At 63.3% G+C, this 24999-nt stretch carries 21 protein-coding genes; 20 read left to right on the top strand and 1 reads right to left on the bottom strand.

Annotated elements, in window-relative coordinates; all coding sequences use genetic code 11:
• Window positions 1-38 precede the first annotated feature (38 nt).
• The 20 genes from gcl to C6V82_RS10670 all read left to right on the top strand — a co-directional run bounded on the left by gcl (window position 39) and on the right by C6V82_RS10670 (window position 24270).
• Window positions 39-1817, top strand: a complete 1779-nt coding sequence (gene gcl, locus C6V82_RS10765; RefSeq protein WP_102587010.1) for a glyoxylate carboligase — start codon at window positions 39-41, stop codon at window positions 1815-1817.
• 151 nt (window positions 1818-1968) lie between these two features.
• Entirely contained in the window at window positions 1969-2745 is a 777-nt protein-coding gene (gene hyi, locus C6V82_RS10760) for a hydroxypyruvate isomerase (RefSeq protein ID WP_102587009.1), read from the top strand.
• A gap of 204 nt (window positions 2746-2949) precedes the next feature.
• A complete protein-coding gene (locus C6V82_RS10755; RefSeq protein WP_102587008.1) occupies window positions 2950-3837 on the top strand; it encodes a 2-hydroxy-3-oxopropionate reductase in 888 nt (295 codons plus the stop codon).
• A 305-nt stretch (window positions 3838-4142) separates the two neighbouring features.
• The gene (locus C6V82_RS10750; protein WP_102587007.1) at window positions 4143-5528 is read left to right on the top strand and encodes a glycerate kinase type-2 family protein; all 1386 of its coding nucleotides are present in this window, start codon (window positions 4143-4145) and stop codon (window positions 5526-5528) included.
• A complete protein-coding gene (gene pyk, locus C6V82_RS10745) occupies window positions 5525-7009 on the top strand; it encodes a pyruvate kinase (RefSeq protein WP_107164740.1) in 1485 nt (494 codons plus the stop codon). Before C6V82_RS10750 ends, pyk begins: the two co-directional genes overlap by 4 nt.
• Window positions 6999-8363 carry an amino acid deaminase gene (locus C6V82_RS10740; RefSeq protein ID WP_102588207.1) on the top strand — a complete coding sequence of 455 codons (1365 nt, stop codon included), beginning with the start codon at window positions 6999-7001 and terminating at the stop codon, window positions 8361-8363. The genes pyk and C6V82_RS10740 overlap by 11 nt, the downstream gene beginning before the upstream one ends.
• Window positions 8364-8490: 127 nt before the next feature.
• Window positions 8491-9225 (top strand): GntR family transcriptional regulator, encoded by a 735-nt coding sequence (locus C6V82_RS10735; protein WP_102588208.1) that lies wholly within the window; start codon window positions 8491-8493, stop codon window positions 9223-9225.
• Between the two features lie 39 nt (window positions 9226-9264).
• Window positions 9265-10122: a molybdate ABC transporter substrate-binding protein gene (gene modA / locus C6V82_RS10730; protein ID WP_102588209.1), complete on the top strand. Its 858-nt coding sequence runs from the start codon at window positions 9265-9267 to the stop codon at window positions 10120-10122.
• Complete coding sequence (modB, locus tag C6V82_RS10725) at window positions 10122-10790, top strand: molybdate ABC transporter permease subunit (RefSeq protein WP_102588210.1); 669 nt, start codon at window positions 10122-10124, stop codon at window positions 10788-10790. Before modA ends, modB begins: the two co-directional genes overlap by 1 nt.
• Complete coding sequence (locus C6V82_RS10720; RefSeq protein WP_229843163.1) at window positions 10783-11952, top strand: ABC transporter ATP-binding protein; 1170 nt, start codon at window positions 10783-10785, stop codon at window positions 11950-11952. The genes modB and C6V82_RS10720 overlap by 8 nt, the downstream gene beginning before the upstream one ends.
• Window positions 11949-12524: a DUF192 domain-containing protein gene (locus C6V82_RS10715; protein WP_102588212.1), complete on the top strand. Its 576-nt coding sequence runs from the start codon at window positions 11949-11951 to the stop codon at window positions 12522-12524. Before C6V82_RS10720 ends, C6V82_RS10715 begins: the two co-directional genes overlap by 4 nt.
• Before the next feature lie 391 nt (window positions 12525-12915).
• Window positions 12916-13896, top strand: coding sequence for a TAXI family TRAP transporter solute-binding subunit (locus C6V82_RS10710; RefSeq protein WP_102588213.1), 981 nt, complete (start codon window positions 12916-12918; stop codon window positions 13894-13896).
• A gap of 136 nt (window positions 13897-14032) precedes the next feature.
• Window positions 14033-16627: a TRAP transporter permease gene (locus tag C6V82_RS10705; RefSeq protein WP_102588214.1), complete on the top strand. Its 2595-nt coding sequence runs from the start codon at window positions 14033-14035 to the stop codon at window positions 16625-16627.
• 13 nt (window positions 16628-16640) lie between these two features.
• Complete coding sequence (locus tag C6V82_RS10700; RefSeq protein ID WP_102588215.1) at window positions 16641-17069, top strand: universal stress protein; 429 nt, start codon at window positions 16641-16643, stop codon at window positions 17067-17069.
• 325 nt (window positions 17070-17394) lie between these two features.
• Complete coding sequence (locus tag C6V82_RS10695) at window positions 17395-18213, top strand: DUF2189 domain-containing protein (RefSeq protein WP_102588216.1); 819 nt, start codon at window positions 17395-17397, stop codon at window positions 18211-18213.
• Between the two features lie 120 nt (window positions 18214-18333).
• Window positions 18334-18858: a lysozyme inhibitor LprI family protein gene (locus tag C6V82_RS10690; RefSeq protein WP_102588217.1), complete on the top strand. Its 525-nt coding sequence runs from the start codon at window positions 18334-18336 to the stop codon at window positions 18856-18858.
• 107 nt (window positions 18859-18965) lie between these two features.
• A complete protein-coding gene (locus C6V82_RS10685; RefSeq protein ID WP_102588218.1) occupies window positions 18966-19487 on the top strand; it encodes a putative pterin-binding protein in 522 nt (173 codons plus the stop codon).
• A gap of 32 nt (window positions 19488-19519) precedes the next feature.
• Window positions 19520-21712 (top strand): ATP-binding protein, encoded by a 2193-nt coding sequence (locus C6V82_RS10680; protein ID WP_102588219.1) that lies wholly within the window; start codon window positions 19520-19522, stop codon window positions 21710-21712.
• A 16-nt stretch (window positions 21713-21728) separates the two neighbouring features.
• Window positions 21729-22922 (top strand): nitric oxide-sensing protein NosP, encoded by a 1194-nt coding sequence (gene nosP / locus C6V82_RS10675; RefSeq protein WP_373297594.1) that lies wholly within the window; start codon window positions 21729-21731, stop codon window positions 22920-22922.
• Window positions 22858-24270 carry a hybrid sensor histidine kinase/response regulator gene (locus C6V82_RS10670; RefSeq protein ID WP_102588221.1) on the top strand — a complete coding sequence of 471 codons (1413 nt, stop codon included), beginning with the start codon at window positions 22858-22860 and terminating at the stop codon, window positions 24268-24270. Before nosP ends, C6V82_RS10670 begins: the two co-directional genes overlap by 65 nt.
• Here C6V82_RS10670 and C6V82_RS10665 read toward each other — a convergent pair.
• Window positions 24261-24938, bottom strand: coding sequence for a response regulator (locus C6V82_RS10665; protein WP_102588360.1), 678 nt, complete (start codon window positions 24936-24938; stop codon window positions 24261-24263). The genes C6V82_RS10670 and C6V82_RS10665 overlap by 10 nt on opposite strands.
• Window positions 24939-24999: the final 61 nt, after the last annotated feature.

Here is a 24999-nt window from a genome sequence, read left to right as displayed (position 1 = left end):
TTTCCAATAAATAAAATTCCCCCACAGGAGGACACGTCATGGCTCGTATGACCGCAGCAGAGGCCGCTATCCACGTGCTCAGGAAGGAAGGCATCGATGTCGCCTTCGGCCTGCCCGGCGCCGCCATCAATCCCTTCTATGCCGCCATGCGCAAGATCGGCGGCATCGACCACGTGCTGGCCCGCCATGTCGAGGGCGCCTCGCACATGGCCGAGGGCTACACCCGCACCCGGCCGGGCAACATCGGCGTGTGCATCGGCACCTCGGGGCCGGCCGGCACCGACATGATCACCGGCCTGTATTCGGCTTCCGCCGATTCCATCCCGATCCTGTGCATCACCGGCCAGGCACCGGTCAGCAAGCTGCACAAGGAAGACTTCCAGGCGGTCGATATCCAGGCCATTGCCGGGCCGGTCACCAAGTGGGCGATAACCGTGCGCGAGCCGGCCCAGGTGCCGCGTGCCTTCCAGCAGGCCTTCCATATCATGCGCAGCTCGCGTCCCGGGCCGGTGCTGATCGACCTGCCGATCGACGTGCAGATGACCGAGATCGAGTTCGATCCGGACACCTACGAGCCGCTGCCGGGCTTCAAGCCCGCCGCGACTCGTGCCCAGGTCGAAAAGGCGCTGGGCATGCTCGACGAGGCCGACAAGCCGCTGTTGGTGGCCGGTGGCGGCATCATCAATGCCGATGCCAGCGACCTGCTCACCGAGTTTGCCGAGATCACCGGCGTACCGGTCATCCCGACGCTGATGGGCTGGGGCACCATTCCCGATGATCACAAGCTGATGGCCGGCATGGTGGGGCTGCAGACCTCACACCGCTACGGCAACGCCACCATGCTCGAAGCCGACTTCGTGATGGGGATCGGCAACCGTTGGGCCAACCGCCACACCGGTGATCTGGCCACCTACACCGAGGGTCGCAAGTTCGTTCACGTCGACATCGAGCCGTTCCAGATCGGCCGTATCTTCGGTCCGGACCTCGGCATCGTCTCCGATGCCAAGGCGGCCCTGGCGCTGTTCGTCGAGGTGGCCAGGGAGTGGAAGGCCGAAGGTAAGCTGAAGGATCGCAGTCAGTGGGCCGAGGAGTGCCAGGAGCGCAAGCGCACCATGCTGCGCAAGACCGATTTCAAGGAAACGCCGGTCAAGCCCCAGCGCGTCTATCAGGAAATGAACAAGGCATTCGGCAAGAACACCCGCTATGTGACGGCCATCGGCCTGTCACAGATCGCCGGCGCCCAGTTCCTGCATGTCTACAAGCCGCGTCACTGGATCAACTGCGGCCAGGCGGGCCCGCTGGGCTGGACCATTCCCGCCGCGCTCGGGGTGCGTCGCGCCGATCCGGATGCCGAGATTGTCGCGCTCTCCGGTGACTACGACTTCCAGTTCATGATCGAAGAGCTGGCGGTGGGGGCGCAGTTCAATCTGCCCTACATCCACGTGCTGGTGAACAACTCCTACCTGGGGCTGATTCGTCAGGCTCAGAGAGGCTTCGACATGGATTACTGCGTGCAGCTGGCCTTCGAGAACATCAACTGCCCGGAAATCAACGGTTACGGCGTCGACCATGTCTCCGTGGTCGAGGGCCTGGGTTGCAAGGCGATCCGCGTGACCGATCCCGAGCAAATCGCCTCGGCGTTTGAGAAAGCCAAGCAGCTCAGGGACGAGCATAGGGTGCCAGTCGTGGTGGAGGTGATTCTCGAGCGGGTCACCAATATCTCGATGAGTGGCAAGGATTTGAGCACTGTCAATGAGTTCGAGGCGCTGGCCGAGAACGAAGCAGACGCACCGACATCGATCGCCGCCCTGACGTGAAGCATGACCAGAGAGCGCTTGGGACAGGCCGCAGAGGAGGTCCGATTCCAGGGAAGGAATCGGTAGCGTACAGGGATGTATTCAGAGCGCCTCCTCGCAGGCCTGTCGCAAGACAAACCCGCTCAATAATGTACGACCCAAGGAGTTCGAAATGCCCAAGTTTGCCGCCAATCTCAGCATGCTGTTCACCGAGGTCGATTTCCTCGACCGCTTCAAGGCTGCCGCCGATGCCGGCTTCAAGGGAGTGGAGTATCTGTTTCCCTACGACTACCCGGCAAGCGATATCAAGGCGCGGCTGGACGAGCATGGGCTCACCCAGGTGCTGCACAACCTCCCCGCTGGAGACTGGGGCGCCGGGGAGCGCGGTATCGCCTGCCATCCGGATCGCGTCGAGGAGTTTCGCGCCGGGGTCGAACAGGCAATCGACTACGCCACCACGCTCGGCTGCCGTCAGGTCAACTGCCTGGCCGGTATCCAGCCGGAAGGCGTCAGCGACGACGAGGCCCGCAAGACGCTGGTCGACAACCTGCGTTTCGCCGCCGAGAAGCTCGAGGCCGCCGGTATCCTGCTGATCGCCGAGCCGATCAATACCCGCGACATCCCCGGATTCTTCCTCAACCGCACCGAGCAGGCACTGGCGCTGTTCGATGAAGTGGGCAGCAACAACCTGAAGCTGCAGTACGACATCTATCATATGCAGATCATGGAAGGGGACCTGGCGCCGACCATCGAGAAGCACTTCGATCGCATCGCCCACGTCCAGTTGGCCGACAACCCGGGCCGCCACGAGCCGGGCACCGGCGAGATCAACTATCCCTTCCTGTTCGGCCACCTCGACCGCCTGGGTTACCAGGGCTGGATCGGCTGCGAATACAAGCCGGCCGGTTCGACCCAGGAAGGGCTGGGCTGGCTGGATAGCGTTCGCTGAAGTGGGTAGGCCGATGTCGGCGGCGATGAGCTTTTCCGGCGGCAAGCCATCGCGAGGGCGCTGTGAACCCATCCCTGGGCGCTACATTTGCCATCCATGGCAAATTGCCCCTCGCTATGACTTGCCCCCGGCGCTCATCTCTTGCGTTGCTGGAAACGGGCGCAAACGCACAAAGCACAGTGAAAAGTTGAAAGGAGAAGCATCATGAGCAAGATCGGATTTATTGGACTGGGCATCATGGGCCGTCCCATGGCGGGCCATCTGCTGGACGCCGGCCATGAGCTGGTGACCGTCAAGCGTGGCAGCCTCGATGCCACGCTTGCCGAGAAAGGCATGCGCGAAGTCGCCAGCCCCGCGGCGGTGGCGGCCGAAGCCGAAGTGATCATCACCATGGTGCCGGACACCCCGGATGTCGAGCAGGTGCTGTTCGGCGAGGACGGCATCATCGAGGGCCTCAAGCCCGGCACCCTGGTGATCGACATGAGCTCCATCGCGCCGATGCCGACCCAGGAATTCGCCCGTCGCATTCATGAAGCGGGTGGCGAGTATGTCGACGCACCGGTTTCCGGTGGCGAGGGTGGGGCGATCAACGCCGCGCTGACCATCATGGTGGGTGCCACCGTCGAGGGCTTCGAGCGCGCTCATCCGATTCTCGAGGTGATGGGCAAGACCATCACCCGGATTGGCGGCCACGGGGCCGGCCAGACCTGCAAGGTGGCCAACCAGATCGTCGTCGCCCTGACCATCGAAGCGGTCTCCGAGGGTCTGCTGTTCGCCTCCAAGGCGGGTGCCGATGTCGCCAAGGTGCGCGAGTCGCTGCTCGGTGGTCTGGCGCAGTCGAAGATCCTTGACGTGCACGGCGAGCGCATGATCAACCGCACCTTCGATCCCGGCTTCAAGATCAAGCTGCACCAGAAGGATCTCAACCTGGCACTGGAAGGTGCACGCACCCTGAACCTGGCGCTGCCGGGTACCGCCAATGCCCAGCAGCTGTTCCAGGCCTGTGCCGCCCATGGCGGCGAGGATTGGGACCATGCCGGCATCGTGCGTGCCCTTGAAGAACTGGCCAACCACCAGATCGGCCAGTCGTGAGCTTTGCCCATCGGCCATCGTGCCTGGCCGGTGGGTGAAGGGGAGGTGACTGCTCCCTGAAGGAAGGCGCTGGTCAGTCGCCGGACATCGTGCCACCCGATGACCTCACTTGAAGCATTGGGTGTGCCGGCACTGTCTTGTCTTCCTCGAGGGTAGGCGTCGGGTCGTCGACTACCCTCCGGCCACCGCCTGGTGGCCTTGCCCGGTGACAGCGGTTCCCATGGGAATCGCCTGCCGCCGGGCCTTTTCCTGGCTTGATGTTCCCCTTTCTTCCTGTCGCTGCCCCGGCGGCGAGGAGTGCCTTGATGACCGAGATTTCGTTCCCCCCCCAACGCGATGCCGATATCCCCGATACGCCAAGCGTCGATGATGGTGGCGTCTCTTTCGATGCCTCGCCCCAGGCCTGGTTGATCGACCTCGCTGACACCGCGGTCCGCGCCGTGCACCCCGATAGCCTGTTGCCCGACATGCTGCCACCGCCCCCGGCTGGCCGAACCGTGGTGATCGGCGCCGGCAAGGCCGCGGCGGCCATGGCGGCGGCCCTGGAGCGCGCCTGGCAGGCTCACCAGAGCGAGGCGCCACTCGAGGGCTTGGTGGTCACCCGCCACGGGCATGGTATTGATAGCCACGATGTTGATGACCATGCTGTTGATGACCATAGAATCGAGGTGCTGGAAGCCTCACACCCGATGCCCGACGGCTTGAGTGAACAGGCCGCCCGGCGGATGCTCGAAGCTGTCGCGGGGCTGGGCGAGGATGACCTGGTGATCGCGCTGATCTCAGGCGGCGGCTCCGCATTGATGAGCCTGCCCGCGCCGGGTATCCCACTCGATGAGAAGCAGGCGATCAATCGCGCTTTGCTGCGCTCTGGAGCGCCGATCAGCGAGATCAACACCGTGCGCCGGCATCTGTCCGCCATCAAGGGCGGGCGGTTGGCGGCGGCGGCCCATCCGGCGCGGGTGCTGACCTGGCTGATCTCCGATGTGCCCGGCGACGACCCGACCCTGGTGGCATCCGGGCCGACCCTGCCGGACACCTCGACACCCGCGGACGCCCTGGCGATCCTCGAGCGTCGCGGCATCGCGATGGCCGACTCGGTAAGGCGCCACCTGGGCGACACGCTCGAGGCCCCGCATCCCAAGGATCCAGGCTTTGGCAATGACGAGGTGCATGTGCTGGCGCGTGCCAGCGATGCCCTGGAGGCGGCGCGTTCGCGTGCCGAGGCGCAGGGCATCGACGTGCGGGTATTGGGTGACGACCTGGAGGGTGAGGCGCGTGAGCTGGGACGTGCCCAGGGGCGCCTGGCGATGGCTATCCAGGCCGGGCTGAGTGCACCGTTGTTGTTGATGTCGGGCGGCGAAACCAGTGTCACGGTGCGCGGCAACGGCCGGGGTGGGCGCAATGTGGAGTATCTGCTGGGGCTGTTCCAGGCGCTCGCCGGGGCGCCGGGAATTCACGCCCTGGCCATCGACACCGATGGCATCGATGGCTCCGAGGACAACGCTGGTGCCCACTTCGCGCCTGAGGATTGGCAGCGCGCCTCGGCGATCGGGCTTGACCTTGACGACCATCTGTCACGCAATGATGCATATACTTACTTCAATGCCCTGGGACGATTGATCGTCACCGGGCCGACGCGAACCAACGTCAACGACTTCCGAGCCATTCTGGTATTGCCGAGGACACTATGACCCTACCCCCCCATTCGCCGATTCATGAGCCCATCCGCCGCACCAAGATCGTTGCCACCCTGGGGCCGGCCAGTGACCGCGAGGGCGTGCTCGAGGCGATGATCTCAGCCGGTGTCGACGTGGTGCGCCTGAACTTCTCCCACGGCTCGCCGGAGGATCACCGCCGCCGGCTCGGCGAGGTGCGCGAGATTGCCTCGCGCCTGGGCCGCAGTGTCGCGGCGCTCGGGGACCTGCAGGGCCCGAAGATCCGCATCGCGCGCTTTGCCAACGGCGCCGTGACGCTGGCCGAGGGCGCGCCCTTCGTGCTCGACATGGCGCTCGATGGCGCGGCCGGCGACGCTGAACGGGTGGGCTGCGACTACAAGCAGTTGATCGAGGACGTCGACGCCGGCGACCGCCTGCTGCTCGATGACGGCCGCTTGGTGCTCGACGTCGAACGCATCGAAGGGCAGGCCATTCACACCCGCGTGGTGGTCGGTGGCAAGCTCTCCAACAACAAGGGCATCAACAAGCAGGGCGGCGGGCTCTCGGCGCCGGCGCTCACCGACAAGGACCGCGCCGACCTCAAGACCGCCATCGACATCGGCGTCGACTACCTGGCCGTCTCCTTCCCGCGCACCGCCGCCGATATGCGCGAGGCGCGCGAACTGCTGGGCGAGGCTGGCCGCGAGATCGGCCTGGTCGCCAAGCTCGAGCGCGCCGAGGCGGTGGCCGACGACGCCACCCTCGACGGCATCATCGAGGCCTGCGAGGCGGTGATGGTGGCGCGCGGCGACCTTGGCGTGGAGATCGGCGACGCGCGCCTGATCGGCACCCAGAAGCGCATCATCAAGCGCGCCCGCCAGCTCAACCGGGCGGTGATCACCGCCACCCAGATGATGGAGTCGATGATCGAATCGCCCCTGCCGACCCGCGCCGAGGTGTTCGACGTGGCCAACGCCGTGCTCGATGGCACCGACGCGGTGATGCTCTCCGCCGAGACCGCCGCCGGCGACTTTCCGGTGGAAACCATCGAGGCCATGGATCGAGTCTGCCTGGGCGCCGAGCGCGAGCGCATCGCCCAGGAATCCGGTCACCGCATTCACGAAGGCTTCACCAAGATCGACGAGACCATCGCGCTGTCCGCCATGTATGCCGCCAACCACCTCTCCGGGGTGGCGGCGATCGCCTGCATGACCTCGACCGGCTACACGCCGCTGATCGCCTCACGCATTCGCTCGGGCCTGCCGATCGTCGGGCTGGCCCACAGCGCCATCGCCCAGCGGCGCATGGCGCTCTATCGTGGCGTGGTATCGTTGCCCTTCGATACCAGCGACATGGCGGCGGAAGAGCTCAATGACCGAGCCATGGCGCTGCTGGTGGAGCAGGGCATTGCCGAGGTGGGCGACCACGTCATGCTGACCCGAGGCGACCACATGAACGCCCATGGCGGCACCAACACCCTGAAGGTGCTCGATGTGAACGAGCGTCATGTGCGCTGACCGCCCGGTATCGGCCGCGCCTGGCTCCGGTCACCGCGATGGTGGCCGGGCGGGGACGGGGCCGTTCGAGAAAGAACAGTTCGACAAGGGGCACTTCAACAAGGGGCTGGTTGACAAGGGGCTGGTTGACAAAGGGCTGCCGGAAATCGGCAACTCGCTACTGGATGGCGTCAGCCTGCCGGCGGCAGTCGTGTTCGAAGCGCCCTTGGCGCATAACCTGGCCTGGATGCAGCGCTTTGCTAACGATCATGGGGCCAAACTCGCGCCTCACGGCAAGACCACCATGACACCGGCGCTGTTTCGCCGGCAGCTCGACGCGGGCGCCTGGGGGATCACCCTGGCCACCGCCGCACAGTGTCGGGCCGCCTGCGTTCATGGCGGCGTCTCACGACTTTTGCTGGCCAATCAGTTGGTGGGCGAGGCCAACATGGCGATCATCGCCGACCTGCTGGAGGCCGGGGCCGACATCACCTGCGTGGTCGACAGCCTGGCCAACGTGAGCGAACTGGGCCGGTATTTCGGCGCCCGCGAGCTGCGCCTCAAGGTGTTGATCGAGCTGGGCGTGCCCGGTGGGCGATGTGGCTGCCGGGACCACGACCAGGTGATGGCGCTTGGCGAGGCGATCGATGCCGAACCGGCCCTGGTGCTCTCGGGTATCGAGGGCTACGAGGGGGTGGGGCTGGGAGACAACCCCGAAGCCAGCGTGCGCGGCTATGCCTGGCAGCTCGTCGAGGTTGCCCAGGCGCTGGATCATGATCGCCTGATCGAGGCGCAGCATCCGCTGATCACCGCCTCGGGGTCGGCCTGGTACGACCTGATCGCCGGGGTCTTCCGCGAGGCCCACCTGGGCGCGCACTTCGTACCCGTGCTGCGTCCGGGGTGCTATGTGGTGCACGACCATGGCCTTTACCGCGACGCCCAGCGCGACATTCGGCGACGGCGCCCCGAGCTCGCCAATGGGCTTTTGCCGGCGCTTGAAGTCTTCGCCCAGGTGCAGTCGTTGCCTGAACCGGGGCTGGCCATCGTGGCCATGGGCCGGCGCGATGCCGGGGGAGACCGCCTGCCGGAACCCCTGCGTCGCTACCGTGAGGGCGGCTGCGCATCACGGCCGCTCTCGGTCGAGGGCTGGGAGGTGGTCAAGTTGATGGATCAGCACGCCTTCGTGCGGCTGCCACGCTCCGATCACCTCGATGAGGCGCGGGCCGAAAGCAGTGAGGGGGCTCGGGACGTTCGGGTGGGCGATATCGTGGCATTCGGCGTGTCCCACCCTTGCCTGACGTTCGACAAGTGGCGCCAGGTGTTGCTGGCCAACGCCGAGCTTGATGTCGTGGATGTGATGCCGACCTGGTTCTGAACGGGCCAGCAGCAGAGAGGTAATTCCTCAGCTCGGAAATTGTATACACTATGCTTGCGTCATGTAGCCACCGGCGTAAAAAAGTGCGATGGTGCCGACAGGTTCGGTTGGTAATCAAGGGCGACACATGAGCAAGACCTGGAAGGAAGACGTTCAGGCCGCCATTCGGGCGGGCGAGAGAATCAGCGATCAGCATATCGTCGACAAGGTCCGTCATGCGGTACTGACGCAACGCTTGCCGCCGGGCACTCGCTTGCCCGAAGTCACCCTTGGCGAGATATTCGGTGTCAGCCGTTCGGTGGTGCGCAAGGCACTGACACGCCTGACCGCCAACCATGTCATCGATCAGCGCCCCAACCAGGTCGCTCGGGTTCGCTCTCCCAGCATCGATGAGACCCTCGAGACCTTTGCCGCACGGCGCCTCGTCGAGGGTGAGGTGGTGGCTCTGCTAGCCGGGCATCTCGATGAGGAGCAACGCCAGGCGCTGGAAGCGCTGTCACGCCTCGAAGTCGACGCCCATCAGCGTGGCGACGAGCCTGCCCGCATCGAACACTCCCTGGCCATCCACCACCGGCTTGCTGAGCTGTCACCCAACCGGGTGCTGGGTGCCATGCTCACCGACCTGATTCTGCGCACCTCCATCGTCATTGCCCTCTACAAGCGGCCGTCCCTGGCCTCGTGCTTTCTCGAAGGTGATCATCCACGCTTGCTTGAGTGCCTGCGCGACGCCGAGCCTGAGGCGGCGCGCCAGGTCATCGGCGATCACCTGCAGGCGCTTGAGAACCTGCTTGACCTGGGGCCCCGCGAGGCCGAGGCCGATCTCATGGCGATTCTCGGGCAGTCCCGGGCCATGGGGGCCTGACCCGCTGCCGTCGCGGAAAGGATAATGGGGAGATGGACGATGGGGCTGATTCCTCTGGGCCCGTTGAGGCGGCTGATGATGGTCACGATAGTGGCGGGCATCATGATACTGCCTGTTCGAGAGGCAAGCGCCACGCCCCCCACCGTGGCGGCTGCCTCCGACCTGCAGTTTGCCCTGGCGGATGCCGCCGAACGCTTTCGCGACGAGACAGGCCTTGAGGTGCGCCTCAACTTCGGCTCGTCGGGTAACTTTCGCCGCCAGATCGCCCAGGGTGCGCCCTTCGAACTCTATCTCTCCGCCGATGAGGCCTATGTACTCGCCCTGTACGAGGAGGGCCACACCCAGGACCAGGGTGTGGTCTATGCCATTGGCCGGTTGGCCTGGCTGCAGCGCTCAGGACGAGACGACCTGCCCGATGACGATGACCCGCTTGGCGGGGTTCGCGAGGCTATCACGGCGCATCGTGCAGGCGATGGCCGGCCACGTATCGCCCTGGCCAACCCCGAGCATGCGCCCTATGGGGTGGCGGCAAGTCAGGCTCTCGAGCATGCCGGCATGTGGGAGGATATCGCGCCGCTGCGAATTCTTGGCGAGAATGTCTCCCAGGCGGCGCAGTTTGCGCTGGCAAGCGATTCCAGAGGCGGCCTGGTGGCCTGGTCGCTGGCGCTGGCGCCGACACTCGCCGAGCGTTCCGATCACGTGCTGATTCCCGAAGACTGGCATGCACCGCTGGTGCAACGCATGGTACTGATCCAGGGGGCGGGGGAGACCGCCCGTGCCTTCTATGCCTGGCTTCAGCGCCGTGAGGCGCGTGCGCTGCTTGAGGAATACGGCTTTCGCCTGCCCGACCCTGTCCATGACGAGGTGATGCCGGCAGACCACGTCGGTGAGCCGTAATGGACTGGACGGCCCTTTCCGTCTCGCTCAGGCTCGCCTTCGGCACGTGTTTGCTGTTGATTCCCTTCGGCCTTTGGCTGGGGCGAACACTCGCCAGCCGAGACTTTCGCGGCAAGGCGTTCTGCGAAGCGCTGGTTGCACTGCCGCTGGTGATGCCACCCACGGTGCTGGGCTTCTACCTGATGCAGTCGTTCGGCAGCGATGCGCCTTTTGGCGCACTATGGCATCGCCTGTTCGGGGATGGGTTGAATTTCACCTTCAATGGCATCCTTGTCGCCTCGCTGCTGGCCAACCTGCCGTTCGCGGTGCAACCGATCCAGCGCGCCTTCGAATCGGTGCCCGGCAACCTGCGCGAGGCAGCCTGGTGCAGCGGCCTGTCTCCCTGGCAGACCCTGCTGCGCATCGAGTTGCCCCTGGTGTGGCCGGGGATCGTGTCGGCGATGGCATTGACCTTCGCGCATACCCTGGGCGAATTCGGGGTCATTCTGATGGTGGGCGGATCCATCGATGGTGAGACGCGCACCCTGGCCATCGCCATCTACGATCGTGTCCAGGCCTTCGATGAGCAGGGCGCCGGCATCATGTCGGCGATGCTGCTTGCGCTCTCGTTCATGACCATCGGCGTGGTCTATGGCCTGGCCGGTCGCAGGCGGTGGCGTCATGTCTGAACGCGGCCAGGCGCTTTCGCCAACTCTTGCGGTTAACCTGCACCAGGTGGGCCCGATGCCATTGGCCGCCGAGTTTCACTGCGAGGCGGGGGAGCTGCTGGCCCTGGTAGGGCCTTCCGGCAGTGGCAAGACGACGCTTCTGCGCAGCATTGCGGGTCTCTATCGCCCGGCGTCTGGCCATATCAGCTGCGCCGGCGAGGTCTGGTTCGACAGGGCGAGGAGCGTGGCACTGCCCCCGCAGCGGCGCAGGGTCGGCATGGTCTTTCAGGATTACGCGCTGTTTCCGCACTTGTCGGCGCTGGGCAACGTGATGGTGGCGCTGGGGCATTTGCCGGCCATGCAGCGCCGCACCCGTGCCCTCGAGTGGCTTGCCAGGGTGCGCCTTGAGGGCTTGGCCGAGCGCTATCCCGCCCAGCTGTCCGGTGGCCAGCGCCAGCGCGTGGCGGTGGCGCGGGCGCTGGCTAGAAACCCTCGGGTGCTGCTGTTGGATGAGCCGTTCTCGGCGGTCGACCAGGTCACCCGGCGGCGCTTGCAACGGGAGCTGGCCTTGCTGCGTGAGGAGATCCACATCCCCATTGTGCTGGTGACCCATGACCTTGATGAGGCCAGTGCCCTGGCCGACCGGCTATGTGTACTGCATGGCGGGCGTAGCCTTCAGCAGGGCACGCCGGAGGCGCTGTTTCGTCACCCGGCAAGTCCCGCGGTGGCTAGACTACTGGATCGCCACAATGTGTTTTCCGGCGAAGTGGTGGAATGCGCAGGCCAGCGTCGCCTCAAATGGGGCCCCTGTTATCTCGAGGTTGACCACGGATTGGCCGGTCACCCGCTGGGTCGACAGCTATCCTGGTACCTTCCTCCCTCTGATGTGGTGTTGCACCGGCGAGGGCGCCCCTCCCACGGAGAGCGCGAGAACCCGGTCCAGGCACGGGTCGCGGAAATGGTGGTACTGGGGGGAATGACCTCGGTGTCGTTGGCCTTCGACCACACCCCACGGTTGATGCGTTTCGAGATGGCCACCCATGCTGCCAGGCGCAATGGCCTGGCACGCGACGAGTCGGTTCAGGTCTCGCTGCTGGCAAGCGGCATACACCTGATGCACGAGAGTAGCGACGACCATCAACCGCGGCACCTACAAGACACCCCCCAAGGAGCCTTGCCATGACAGCGCATCGACGCCACCCAGCAAGCCAGACATTCGGGCCGTTCGCTGTATCGCGGCTTGCTTGTGTTGCCGCACTGGGCATCGCCGTACTGGTTATCATCTTGTGGCCAGGATTCGTCCCGCAGGCCTCCGGGCAACCGCTTGCGCGTTCGTCACTCGAGGTGGTGCCGGCGACGATTCACGCAGGCGAGCGTCGGCTGGCACTCGATGTCGAGGTGGCACGTACCAGTGCCGAGCGCAGCCGAGGCCTGATGGGGCGCGAACACCTGGATGCCGACGCCGGCATGCTGTTCCTCTATGACCGCAAGCAAGCGGCCAACAATGGCTTCTGGATGTATCGCACCCTGATCCCGCTGGATATCGCTTTTCTAGATGAAAAGGGGCGAATTGTCGCGTTGCACAGCATGGTCCCTTGCGGCTCCGAACGGCCGGGCGATTGCCCGGTCACCACACCTGGCGTGCCCTATCAGGCGGCATTGGAGGTCAACGCGGGATATTTCGCTGAACACACAATCGGCATTGGCGACTGTGTCAGCTGGGCGGGAGCGAATGCTTGCAAAGACACGCCATGAGGTCGAACGAGAACTGTTGTGGGTGACGTCAACGCAATGACCCGTCAGGGGATGACATCATCTTTCACGAATCGGCAATTTGCTGGATGAAGGCTGATTAGCGGGTATTTTTACGCAGTAGAGCGTGATTTACGCCGATTTTCCCGATAAGTGGGAGCAGGGCGCAGTTATATGCTGCTTGGCAGGGTGGAGTTAACGTTTCATAAACGCATTTCAGCGCTAGACTCATCAGGGAGGGAGAGATATCCCCCTACCAAGAGCGGGCGTTATATCGCGGCGATGCGTTACCGCTGGGAATTTTTTTCGCTAAAGTAGCAAGGCTTGGTATATCGCTCGGCCAGTCGCCAGGCAATGCCAGAAACGTTTGCTCACAATGTCAAGAGGTATGCTCATGAAACGTCATGCATTCTCCGCTGCCGCCTTCTCCGGCGCCCTGCTTTCGGCCGCGATGTTTGCATCGCCCGCCATGGCTCAGGATGAGGAACGATTCATCACCATCGGTACCGGTGGCCAGACCGGCGTCTACTACGTCGTTGGCCAGTCGATCTGTCGTCTGGTCAACCGTCTGGAAGAGGCCAACATCAAGTGCAACGCGCCTTCCACCGGTGGCTCTGTGGCCAACATCAACGGCATCAAGTCCGGTGAGCTTGACATGGGGGTTGCCCAGTCCGATGTCCAGTACCAGGCCTACAACGGCACCGGCAACTTCGAAGGCGAGGCCTATGAAGACCTGCGTGCGGTGTTCCGCGTTCATGGCGAGCCGCTGACCATCCTGGCGCGCGCTGATGCCGACATCAATTCCCTGGATGACCTGGAAGGCAAGCGCGTCAATATCGGCAACCCCGGCTCCGGACAGCGCAACACCATGGAAGTGGTCATGGAAGCCAAGGGCTGGACCGAGGACTCGTTCTCGCTGGCGTCACAGCTCGATGCCGCCGAAATGGCCGCGGCTCTCGCCGACAACAACATCGACGCCATGGCCTATGTGGTCGGCCACCCCAACGGCGCCATCCAGGAGGCCACCACTACGGTCGATTCGCATCTGGTTCCCCTAAACGATGACACGGTCAAGAGCATCGTCGAGGAGTTCCCGTACTATTCCATGTCGGTCATTCCGGGCGGCCTGTACAAGGGCAACGACGAAGACGTCGAAACCTTCGGCGTGGCGGCGACCTTCGTGACCACCGCCGAGACGGATGAAGAGATCATCTATCAGACCGTCAAGGCGGTGTTCGATAACTTCGACCGCTTCAAGCGTCTGCACCCGGCCTTCGAGAACCTTGACCCGGAAGACATGGTCTCCTCGGGCCTTTCCGCCCCGCTGCATGACGGTGCTGCCCGTTACTATCGCGAGCAGGGCTGGATCGAGTGAACTGGCCTACCTGAGGTGATCTCGCCTCGGTGAAGAATGCGCGGCCACCTCGGGTGGCCGCGCATTTGGTTTGAAATGCTGTATGGCGTAATACCGCTGGAAACTTTCGTCACTACATACCAAGCAGGGCTCGCTTATGACTGAGGACAAGAACAGGGGTGCGGAATCCGCGGTTGACCTCGAGGATATGGTGGCTTCGAGTGATACGGGGGCTCGCAAGCCCGCGGGTACGCCGGGAAAACTCTTGGTTAGCATCGCCGCGGCATGGTCGCTGTTCCAACTATGGATCGCCTCACCACTCCCTTTCGTGCTCGGCTTCGGGGTCTTCAATGCCACCGAGTCTCGCTCCATTCACTTGGCGTTCGCGCTGTTTCTGGCCTACATGGCCTACCCGGCCCTCAAGCGATCACCGCGCGACCGCATTCCCATCCAGGATTGGGTACTGGCCTCGGCGGCGGCCTTCTGTGGCGCCTACATGTTCATGTTCTACGAACAGTTGTCGCAGCGGCCTGGGGCGCCGATCCTGCAGGATGTCATCATCGGGGTGACCGGCCTTCTGTTGCTGCTCGAGGCCACGCGACGGGCACTTGGGCCGCCGCTTGCGATCATTGCCTCAATCTTCATTATCTATTCCCTTGCCGGGCCCTACATGCCAGGCATTCTCTCCCATCGTGGCGTGAGTCTCTTCGGCCTGGTCAATCACCAATGGCTGACCACCCAGGGGGTCTTCGGTATCGCACTGGGGGTATCGACCAGTTTCGTGTTCCTGTTCGTGCTGTTCGGCGCCTTGCTCGACAAGGCGGGGGCCGGTAACTATTTCATCAAGGTCGCCTTCTCGCTGCTGGGCCACTACAAGGGGGGGCCGGCCAAGGCCGCCGTGGTGGCGTCGGGCATGACCGGGCTTATCTCGGGTTCCTCGATCGCCAACGTGGTGACCACCGGCACCTTCACCGTGCCGATGATGAAGCGCGTCGGTTTCTCCGCCGAGAAGGCCGGCGCCGTCGAGGTGGCCTCCTCGGTCAACGGGCAGATCATGCCGCCCGTGATGGGGGCCGCGGCCTTCCTGATGGTCGAATATGTCGGCATCTCCTATGTGGAGGTCATCAAGCATGCCTTCCTGCCGGCACTGATTTCCTACATCGCCCTAATCTACATCGTGCATCTCGAGGCCATGAAGGCCAACCTGCAGGGCCTGCCAACCAGCAATCCACCCAAGCCGCTGGTGCGCAAGGTCATCGGCTTCCTGGGCGGTCTGCTGTTGATGATGATCACGGCGATGGTGGTCTACTACGGCCTGGGCTGGCTGAAACCGGTGCTGGGCTCTGCCACCCCATGGGTGGTGAGTGTGGCCCTGGCGGTGATCTACATCGCACTGCTCAAGGTGGCCTCGGGCTACCCGGAACTCGAGCTCGATGATCCGGATGAGCCGATCTTCAAGTTGCCTCAGACCCGGCCCACGGTGATGGTGGGGCTGCAATTCATCCTGCCGGTGATCGTGCTTGTCTGGTGCCTGATGGTTGAGCGCCTGTCGCCCGGGCTGTCGGCGTTCTGGGCCACCGTATTCATGGTGTTCATCATCCTGACTCAGCGACCCATCACGGCGATATTTCGTGGCCAGAGCGAGTTGTCCGACGATATTCGCTCGGGGATCGTGGATCTGTGGAATGGCCTGGTGACGGGTGCCCGCAACATGATCGGCATCGGCATCGCCACCGCGACCGCAGGCATCATCGTGGGTGCGGTGTCCCAGACCGGTGTGGGCCTGGTGCTGGCCGATGTGGTGGAGATCCTCTCCATGGGCAACCTGATGCTGATCCTGCTGCTCACCGCCGTGCTCAGCCTGATCCTCGGCATGGGGCTGCCGACTACCGCCAACTACATTGTGGTATCGGCGCTGCTGGCGCCGGTGATCGTGCAGCTTGGCGAGCAGAATGGCCTGTTGGTACCGTTGATCGCCGTCCACCTGTTCGTGTTCTACTTCGGCATCATGGCCGACGTGACACCACCGGTGGGCCTTGCCTCCTTCGCGGCGGCGGCGGTCTCGGGCGGTGACCCCATCCGCACCGGTTTCCAGGCCTTCTACTACAGCCTGCGCACCGCAGCGCTGCCGTTCCTGTTCATCTTCAATACCGACCTGCTGCTGATCGACGTGAGCTTCCTGCAGGGAATCGTGATCTTCATCATATCGACGATCGCGATGCTGATATTTGCTGCCGGCACTCAGGGCTTCATGATCGTGCGCAACCGCTGGTACGAATCGATCCTGATGCTGCTGGTCGCCTTCACGCTGTTCCGCCCGGGGTTCTGGATGGACATGATCCACGATCCCTACGAGTCGGTACCGCCCTCGGAGTTGGTCCAGACGCTGGGTGATGTCGACGAGGACAGCACGCTGCGCCTGCAGATCCGCGGTGAAGATGACTTCGGTGATCCTCTCACCACCTATATGCTCCTGCCCGTTCCGGAAGGGGAAACTGGCGAAGAGCGCCTGGAGAACCTGGGCCTGGAACTGCTGATTGAAGATAATCGTGCCCTGGTCGACATGGTGGCCTTCGGCAGTACGGCGGCTGACCTTGGACTGGACTTCGACCAGGAGATCATCGAGGTGCTGGCGCCGGTGGACCGTTGGATCAAGGAACTGATGTGGATTCCGGCGTTCCTGGTATTCGGCTTGATCGTGGTGATGCAGCGCCGCCGTCGTGAACCCGATGCGGTCAAGGCCTCGGCTTGAAGGAGTGATGTCCATGTATCAAAAGATCCTGTTGCCGGTTGACCTCAATGAGGAAACTTCCTGGACCAAGGCGTTGCCCACGGCATTGACCCTATGCCGGAGCTTCGGCGCCTCGCTGCATGTGGTGACGGTGCTGCCGGACTACCGCATGCCGCTGGTGGGTTCCTACTTCCCCAAGGACTTCGCCAAGAAAGCCCATGAAGCGATATCAGAGGCTCAACACACCTTCATCAAGGAGAATATTCCGGAAGATATTCAGGTACAGAGCGTGATCGTGGATGGCTCGCCATGGGAGGCGATCATCAAGGCGGCCAAGAAGCTCGATATAGACCTGATCGTCATGGCGTCGCACAACAAGCGAAAATTCGCCGATTATGTGCTTGGCCCCAACGCCGAGCATGTGGTGCATCACACCAAGATGTCGGTCATGATCGTACGTTGATGTCGCTCGCGAGGCAGCCTGGCTGAATATCCAGGCTTTCTTCACGAAGCCCCGAGCCACAAGGCCGGGGCTTTTGTGTGAAGACAGACAGGGCGATGCGCCACGCGGTGTGAAAGCGGGCTTGTCAGCGATGGCTGGAGCGTGGAGTATCGGTTGATGAAGTGCGGTGAACGGGGTCGGCATGATCGACTGCGCTCGACTACATTAAACTCGAGCTAGTCGGTCAACGAGGCGCTAACAACCTGACAGATCATACTTGGCTCCCGGTGATCGTCGGGAGTCGAATCATGGAGTAGATGTCATTGGCGGAATTAGGGGTGAAACCATGAATGCGGCAACAACCGATGCGCACGACAAGTCGTCACCATCCAGGGTCAAGATTTCCATTCGCCCGGTGGGCATGGATCGGCCCAGGGCCTGGTTGTCGGCGGGTTTCGAGGATTTCCGCCAGGCCACGGCAGTCAGCCTGGCTTACGGGATGTTCTGGGTAGGGTTGAGTATTGCGGTGACGGCGGGGGCCATCACGCTTGGCCTTTGGCATTGGCTGTTACCGATGGTGGCTGGTTTCATGTTCCTCGGGCCGTTGGTGGCGGTGGGCTCCTACGGGGTCAGCAAGGCGCTGGAGGCGAACCGTGCACCGCACTTGGGCGATGCCTTCGGCGCATGGCGGCCCCATGTGGGGCAATTGGCCATGATGGGCGTGATGATGATGATCTTCTTTCTCGCCTGGATTCGCTTGGCGACCCTTCTGTTCGCGCTGTTCTTCGGCTTCGAGGTGCCAAGCCCGACGGATCTCTATGCCGCACTGCTGACGACGCCAGAAGGGCTTGGCATGATCGCCGTAGGCTCGGTGGTGGGAGGCATACTGGCATTTGGCGCTTTCACGATCAGTGTGGTGGCCATTCCAACGTTGATGGACCAGGATCTCACCTTCATGGAGGGCATCGAAGCGAGTATCCGCTCGGTGGCGCGCAACTTCCGGCCGATGCTGCTGTGGGCGGCCATCCTCACTGGCTGCGTACTGGTTGGTGTGCTGACCTTCTACATAGGCCTGGCGCTGATTCTGCCGGTGCTTGGGCATGCTAGCTGGCATGCTTACGAGGATCTGGTGCGCATCGAGCCCATGGCACCGGAACACGCATGATGTGATTAGTGTGGCAGGTGACTTGTGTAGCACCATCTCCCACGGGGGGCGTCAAACGCCCCCTTTGTCGTATTCCGGGCCTGTCGAAACAGCAACCAATCGGGCGAGAGAGGAGCCTGCATGACTACCGCATCAACCCATCGCGGTCTGTTGTTCCAGGCCGTCACTGCTGGCCTGCTTGCCACCTGCGGCCTTGCTCTCGACACCACGCCGGTTATGGCGTCGGAGCACGCAACGATGAGTACGGTTCACCCCATTGCCTACCGACTCGATGCCTGCATGGAAGAGGGCGAGTGGGAGCCCGAAGCGGCCCTGAGTTGTGCAAGCGAAGCTCAGCAGGCCTGGCAAGAAGAGGTCAAGCGGTTGACCGAGCGCCTCGACGGCGTGCTTGGCAAGGAGGCCCGAGAGGCGCTCGAGCTCTCGGATCAGGCCTGGCGCAAGAGCCTTGATGCGGACCTGGCACTTGTCGAACGCTATCATGAGCAGCTCGAGGAGGCCGAACTGGGAGAGTCCGCACTGCTGCCGGTGTCTCGACAACTGCTGCGCAACCGACTGCTGGAGGCGCGTGTCATGCAGTTACTGCGCTTGCTGGATGGCCTGGCATCCCTGGTCGAGGAAGATGAGACGACAACCCTGCCACCGTGAGACCTGATCTTCGCGAACGAATAGCGTAACCTTCTCGAAAAGCCGTATTGAAAAACCGTATTGAAAAACAGTGTTGAAAAGCTGTGTTCCGTATACAGGATCCTTCCATGCGCTATCGAGCCGGGTATCTTCTCACCACCTTATTGCTGCTGACGTTCATGGCGCTACCGGGTACCGCGGCTTCCCATGGGGCCCTGCCGAAGCCTCAGGGTGAAGTGCTGCTGAGCATCAGTGGTGATATCGCGCATGCCAACGTTTCGGGGGAGGCACGTTTCGATCGCCAGATGTTGATGGGCTTCGATTCCCACGAGATCCATACCCACACCCCCTGGCACCATGACGCTGGTGTCTACGAAGGCCCCCTGCTGCGCGATGTGCTGGCGGCTGCGGGCGTGCGCTCGGAACGTATCCGGGTAAGGGCGCTGAATGACTTCGAGGCGGAGATTCCGCTTACCGATCTGCATGATTACGACGTGATTCTCGCCATGTCCCGAAATGGCGAGTGGATGCAGATTCGTGAGTTTGGTCCCTTGTTCGTGCTTTACCCTTTCGACGCTCATCCCGAGTTGATGAACGAGACGATTCGGTTCCGCTCCGTGTGGCAAGTCGTGCATATTCATGCCCCTTGACCCGCACGTCACCTAGGCGAATGGATTCGAGAATGTTGCGATTTCCGCTGCGCCTCAAGCTCGGTGGCATCAGCGCACTACTGCTGTTCGGCGCGGCGCTGGTCGTGGTGGGTCTGGTTGCCTGGCGACAGGATAGCCTGGCACAAAGTGTCGGCGAGGATGCCGCATGGCATGCCTACAAGCTCGACCGGGATGCTGTTCAGCTGCGCAACTTCTTGGCCCAGCCCGATTCGGGGCTCGACGGGCTGATGCTGCGATTCGAACTTCTCTATAGCCGTTTGCATCTCCTGCGCGAGGGTGAGATCTCCCAGTTGCTCGAACGCATTCCATCGGGCGGCCAACTGACCGAGGAGATCGGCTCGCTGCTCGATGAACTGGATGAGCGGATCAGCCAGCTCGGGGCACTCGATGCCCTGCAAAGGCTCGTGCTCGACCAGCAACTCGATGTCCTGAGCAATCGCAGCGAGCGCTTGATCATCGCCATCAACGCGCATCTGGCCGAGAGCGCCACCCAGGAGCGTCGCCAGTTGCAACTGCTCTACGGCTTGCTTCTGATCCTGCTGCTGGGGATGAGCCTTTCCGCGTTGCTGGTCGTGATCATGCTGTTCCGCGAAGCGCGCGATAATGCGGTGGCACGCCATGATCTCGAAGTACTCAGCCGCGAGCTCGAGATCACCGCCAGGCAAGCCGAATCGGCAAGCCAGGCAAAATCTGAATTCCTGGCAACCGTCAGCCATGAAATTCGCACGCCGCTCAACGGCGTGATCGGCATGAGTGACCTGCTTCTGGATCAGCCTCTCGAGGGTTCCGCCCGACACTACGCCACCACCATTCATGACAGCGGTGGCCTGTTACTGGCACTGATCAATGACCTGCTGGATTTCTCGAAGGTCGAGTCGGGAAAGCTGGAGTTCGAGAACCGCCCAATGGACTTGCGGGAACTGGTCAAGAGCACTGTCGAGATATTCACTCCGCGCACCAGTACTCGAGGCATACGGCTGACGTGTCGGCTTGACCCGACACTGCCCGAACGGGTCGTAAGTGATCCAGGCCGCCTGCGTCAAGTGTTGCTTAACCTGGTGTCAAATGCGGTGAAGTTCACCGAGAGTGGCGAGGTGCGAATAGAGGTCAAGCCACTGGGTGGGGATCAACTGCGTTTCGAAGTGCACGATACTGGCCTTGGGATCGAGCCCAGCCAGCTTCGCCGGATCTTCGAACCCTTCCGCCAGGGCGACGCGTCGACGGCGCGTCGCTTTGGCGGCACGGGGTTGGGTCTTGCCATATGCCGCCGGTTGGTGGAGGCGATGGGCGGTGCGCTGCATGTCTCGAGCAAGCCTGGTATAGGCAGTTGTTTCTGGTTCACCCTGCCGCTCGTCGAGGCACCGGAGAGCGGAACCTCTCGGGGCAGTGATGAGGTGTCGTCGCGGGCGGTCCACCTTGATCAAGCGCGGCTGCTGGTGGTGGAGGACAACCAGGTCAACCAGCAGGTGGCAAGAGCCATGCTCGAGCGGCTGGGGTGTCGCGTGACAATTGCCGAGAGCGGTGATGAGGCACTGTGGCAGGCCGGACGTGCGCACTTCGATCTGATTTTCATGGATGTCCAGATGCCCGGTATGGACGGCCTGGAAGTGACGAGGCGACTGCGTGCGAAGGGTGGCCGGCTCGCGGATATACCGATCGTTGCCATGACGGCGGGCGGGCCCGGGGGGGAGCAGACTCGCTGCCTGGCGGCGGGAATGAACGGTTACCTGACCAAGCCTTTACTGCAGTGGATGCTGCTCGAGGTGCTCAATCGCCACCTGCATAACGCGGATGAGGCCGTTGACCGCTCGGGCAAGCCCGTTGGCCACTCACGCGTCGGCCCCGAGTCGCCCCTCGATGACGGCACGCTCACGGCGCTGGGCGAGAGCCTTGGAGAAGCCGGCCTTGCTCAGTTGGTGGGTGTGTACCGTGAGCAGGTCAGGCAGCGGGTGCTGGAGCTGGAGGAGGCAATCGGTGCTGCCGAGTTGTCGCGGATTGCACACCTGGCGCACCAGCTCAAGGGCGAGTCCTCGAGCCTTGGCGCGGTCAAGATGGCGGGGCTCGCGCTGCGCCTGGAACAACTGGCAAGTCACCGAGGGCCAATGGATGGCGCAAGCGAGTTGCTGGAAAGCCTGCATGCGACCCTGGAAGTGACGCTCGCGGCGCTTGATGCCAAGCTATCGATACACACGCGCCCCTCTTGATGCATGGAGTCTTCCGGTGTCTGCGTCTTCACTCACCCATTTTCCTCGCCAAGCACCAGTGGCGTCTTCGGCGCCACTGCTCACGGCCTTCAGCCGCTCCGCCGACCCCCAGGCGGTTGCATCCGAATTGGCCACCGCACTCGGCCATGACGACCTGGCATTCGTGCTGTTCTTCTGTAGCGCGGAATATCCTCTCGATCAGCTGGGCGAGGCCATGCAGCAGGCGTTCGTCGGGGTGCCAATGGCGGGTTGCACCACCGCTGGCGAGATCACCCCACAGGGATACGGACGTGGCTGTGTCGTGGCGATTGGCCTGGATCGCCGACATTTCGCCGTGTCGCTCTCGCTGGTGGAGGACCTCGATGGCTTCGACCTGATACGTGCCCAGCAACTGGTCGATGATCTGCTCGACGAGTGTCGTGGCCATGCCATGGCGCCGGTGGGCGAGAACAGCTTCGCGTTGACCCTGCTTGACGGCCTCTCGAGCAGTGAGGAGCAGGTGTTGGCCACCCTGGATGCGGCCCTGGGACGCATTCCCAGCTTCGGCGGTTCGGCTGGCGACGACAATCGGCTCGCCCATACCCATGTCTACAGCAACGGTCGCTTTCGTAGTTCAGCGGCGGTGGTGGTGATGATCAATACCGCCTTGCCGTTCGAGGTGTTCACCACGCACCACCTGCGGCCACAAAGCGCCAAGCTGGTGGTGACGCGTGCCGACCGCGAGGGACGTCGCGTGCTGGAGCTGAACGCCGCCCCGGCTGCCGAAGAGTACGCGCGCCTGGTGGGGCTCGAGGTGGCGGAATTGGATGCCTCGGTGTTCGCTCGCTATCCGCTGGCGGTTCGCATCGGTGATGCCCACTACGTGCGTTCGATTCAGCGCGTCAATGCCGACGGCAGCCTCAGCTTCTACTGTGCGGTGGAAAACGGCATCGTACTGACTGCCATGCAGCCGGCACCGATACTCGAGGATCTCGAGGCTGTGCTTGGCAGGCTTCACGACACGCTCGGCGAGCCTGTGCTGGTGATCGGTTGCGACTGTTTCCTGCGCCGGCTGGAGCTCGAGGCGCTGGGGGCGGTGGACGCGGCGTCCCGGTTGCTGGCCCGCTCGCGTGTGGTCGGCTTCAACACCTATGGGGAGCAGCACCATGGCATGCACGTCAACCAGACCTTCACAGGGGTTGCCATTGGATCTCGTCCACGCACCGGATGACGTCGAGCCGACCAGTGAGTCCGCGCGACAGCTTACCGAGGAAAATGCCCGCTTGCGGCGCATCTGCGCGGCACTGATCGAGCGCGTCGAATCCGGTGGCGTGGTGGGGGGTGCGCCGTATGCGGCCTTCGAGCACTCGGTGCTGCTGGCCGAGCAGGTACGCGAACGCACCGAGACACTGCAGCGAACACTGGGTGAGCTCCATCGCGCCAAGGCCGAGGCCGAGGCCGCTAACCTCTCGAAGACCAAGTTCCTCGCGGCGGTGAGCCATGATCTTCTGCAGCCGCTGAATGCCGCACGGTTGTTCACAAGCGCACTGGATGAGCACGCACTGCCCGAGCCATCGCGCCGCGTGGTGGGGCATATCGGTCGCTCGCTGAAGGACGTCGAGACCCTGCTCGGTACATTGGTCGATATCTCACGGCTCGACGCCGGTGTGCTCACCCCCGATATTGCCCCGTTTCGGGTGGGCGAGCTACTTGACGTGCTGGCCGAGGAGTACCGACAGATCGCCGCGGCACAAGGCCTGGAACTGCGCTACGTGCCCAACGATACGCTGATCGAGTCGGACTTGGCGCTGCTGGCGCGGGTGGTACGCAACTTTCTCAGTAATGCTATCCGCTACACCGAACGGGGGCGAATCCTGCTGGGATGTCGGCGCCATCCCGAGGGGCTCGACATCATGGTGGGCGATACCGGCCCGGGGATCGCCGAGGAACAGCGCGAGGCGATCTTCGAGGAGTTTCGGCGCATCGGTGGAGACCGGGAGGATCGGGGCCTGGGCCTTGGGTTGGCCATCGTTGATCGCATCAGCGGCATGCTTGGCCATCCCCTGCGCCTGCGTTCCTGCCCGGGGCGTGGTTCGGTGTTTGCTGTACGCGTGCCCTACGCGCGAACGAAGGTAGCGCAACGCCACGATCCTGAGCGCATTCGCCCAGCCTCCGATCGTCTTGCGGGGGCGACGGTATGGGTGATCGACAACGATGCGGATATTCGAGAAGGCATGCAGGCGTTACTGGGCGGATGGGGCTGCGAGGTGGTGACCGCCGCCTCCCTGGAGCAGCTCGATGCGCGCGCCAATGGTCAGCACGCGGACGTATTGCTGGTGGACTATCACCTGGCGGAGGGTGATCCGGATGGACTCGAGGTGGCAAGCCACCTGCAGGCAAGGCAACCGGGGCTGCCCGTGGTAGTGATCACCGCCAATCATGCCGCCGAACTCAAGGCCGAGGCACGCCGCAAGGGGCATGACTGCCTGCTCAAGCCGCTCAAGCCGCTACGCTTGCGCATGTTGCTTGCAACGTTGCTGGAAGCTCGGGCGAATGCTCCAGCTCGGCCTCAGCGCTGACGGCGGCTGACGCTGAGCTCGCTCATGTCCACCTCGCCTGCGGCGAGAATCGCCTGGATACGGCTGGCAACGCCGAGCTTGCGAAGAATGGCCGAGACATGGGTTTTCACGGTGGTCTCGGCGATATCCAGTTCCTGAGCGATGCGCTTGTTCGAGGCGCCACGCGTCATCTGCTCGAGCACCTCGAGCTGTTTGCCGGTCAGGCGGGAGAGCCGGGCGCTGAGCGCGTCGCCACTGGAAGGCGCCACCGAGGTGTCCTCCACTGGCGGGCGCAGCATGATACTTGGCGGCAGGTAGAGCTGGCCGTCAAGAATTCGCGCCAGTGCCGCAAGAAGTTCCGCCCGAGGCGTCGACTTGGGAATATAGCCAACCGCGCCCATCTCGATCGCTTCAAGCACGATACGCCGGTCCTGTTCGGCGGAGACGATCGCCACCGGCAGGCGCGGCAACCGCTCGCGCAGCATCGCAAGGCCGCTCAGACCCTCGGCATCAGGCAGGTCGAGGTCGAGCAACAGCAGGTCGAGCGCCTCATGGCGGCTGGCATGCGAAAGGGCTCCCGCCAGGTTGTCGGTTTCGAGCAGTTGGCAGTCGGGAAGTCCCGCGCTGATCACGGCACTGAGCGCTTCGCGAAATAGTGGATGGTCGTCGGCGACCATCAAGGTGGTCATGTTCATGGCCTCGTGTCGTTCTCCTACCAAGGAAGGAGTGGCTCTCCTGCCACCGGAGTAT

Source organism: Halomonas urumqiensis (genome assembly GCF_003028575.1).
Lineage (GTDB): Bacteria > Pseudomonadota > Gammaproteobacteria > Pseudomonadales > Halomonadaceae > Halomonas > Halomonas urumqiensis.
The sequence above is the reverse complement of the archived record's forward strand: the minus strand, read 5'-3'. Positions and strand labels throughout refer to the sequence as shown.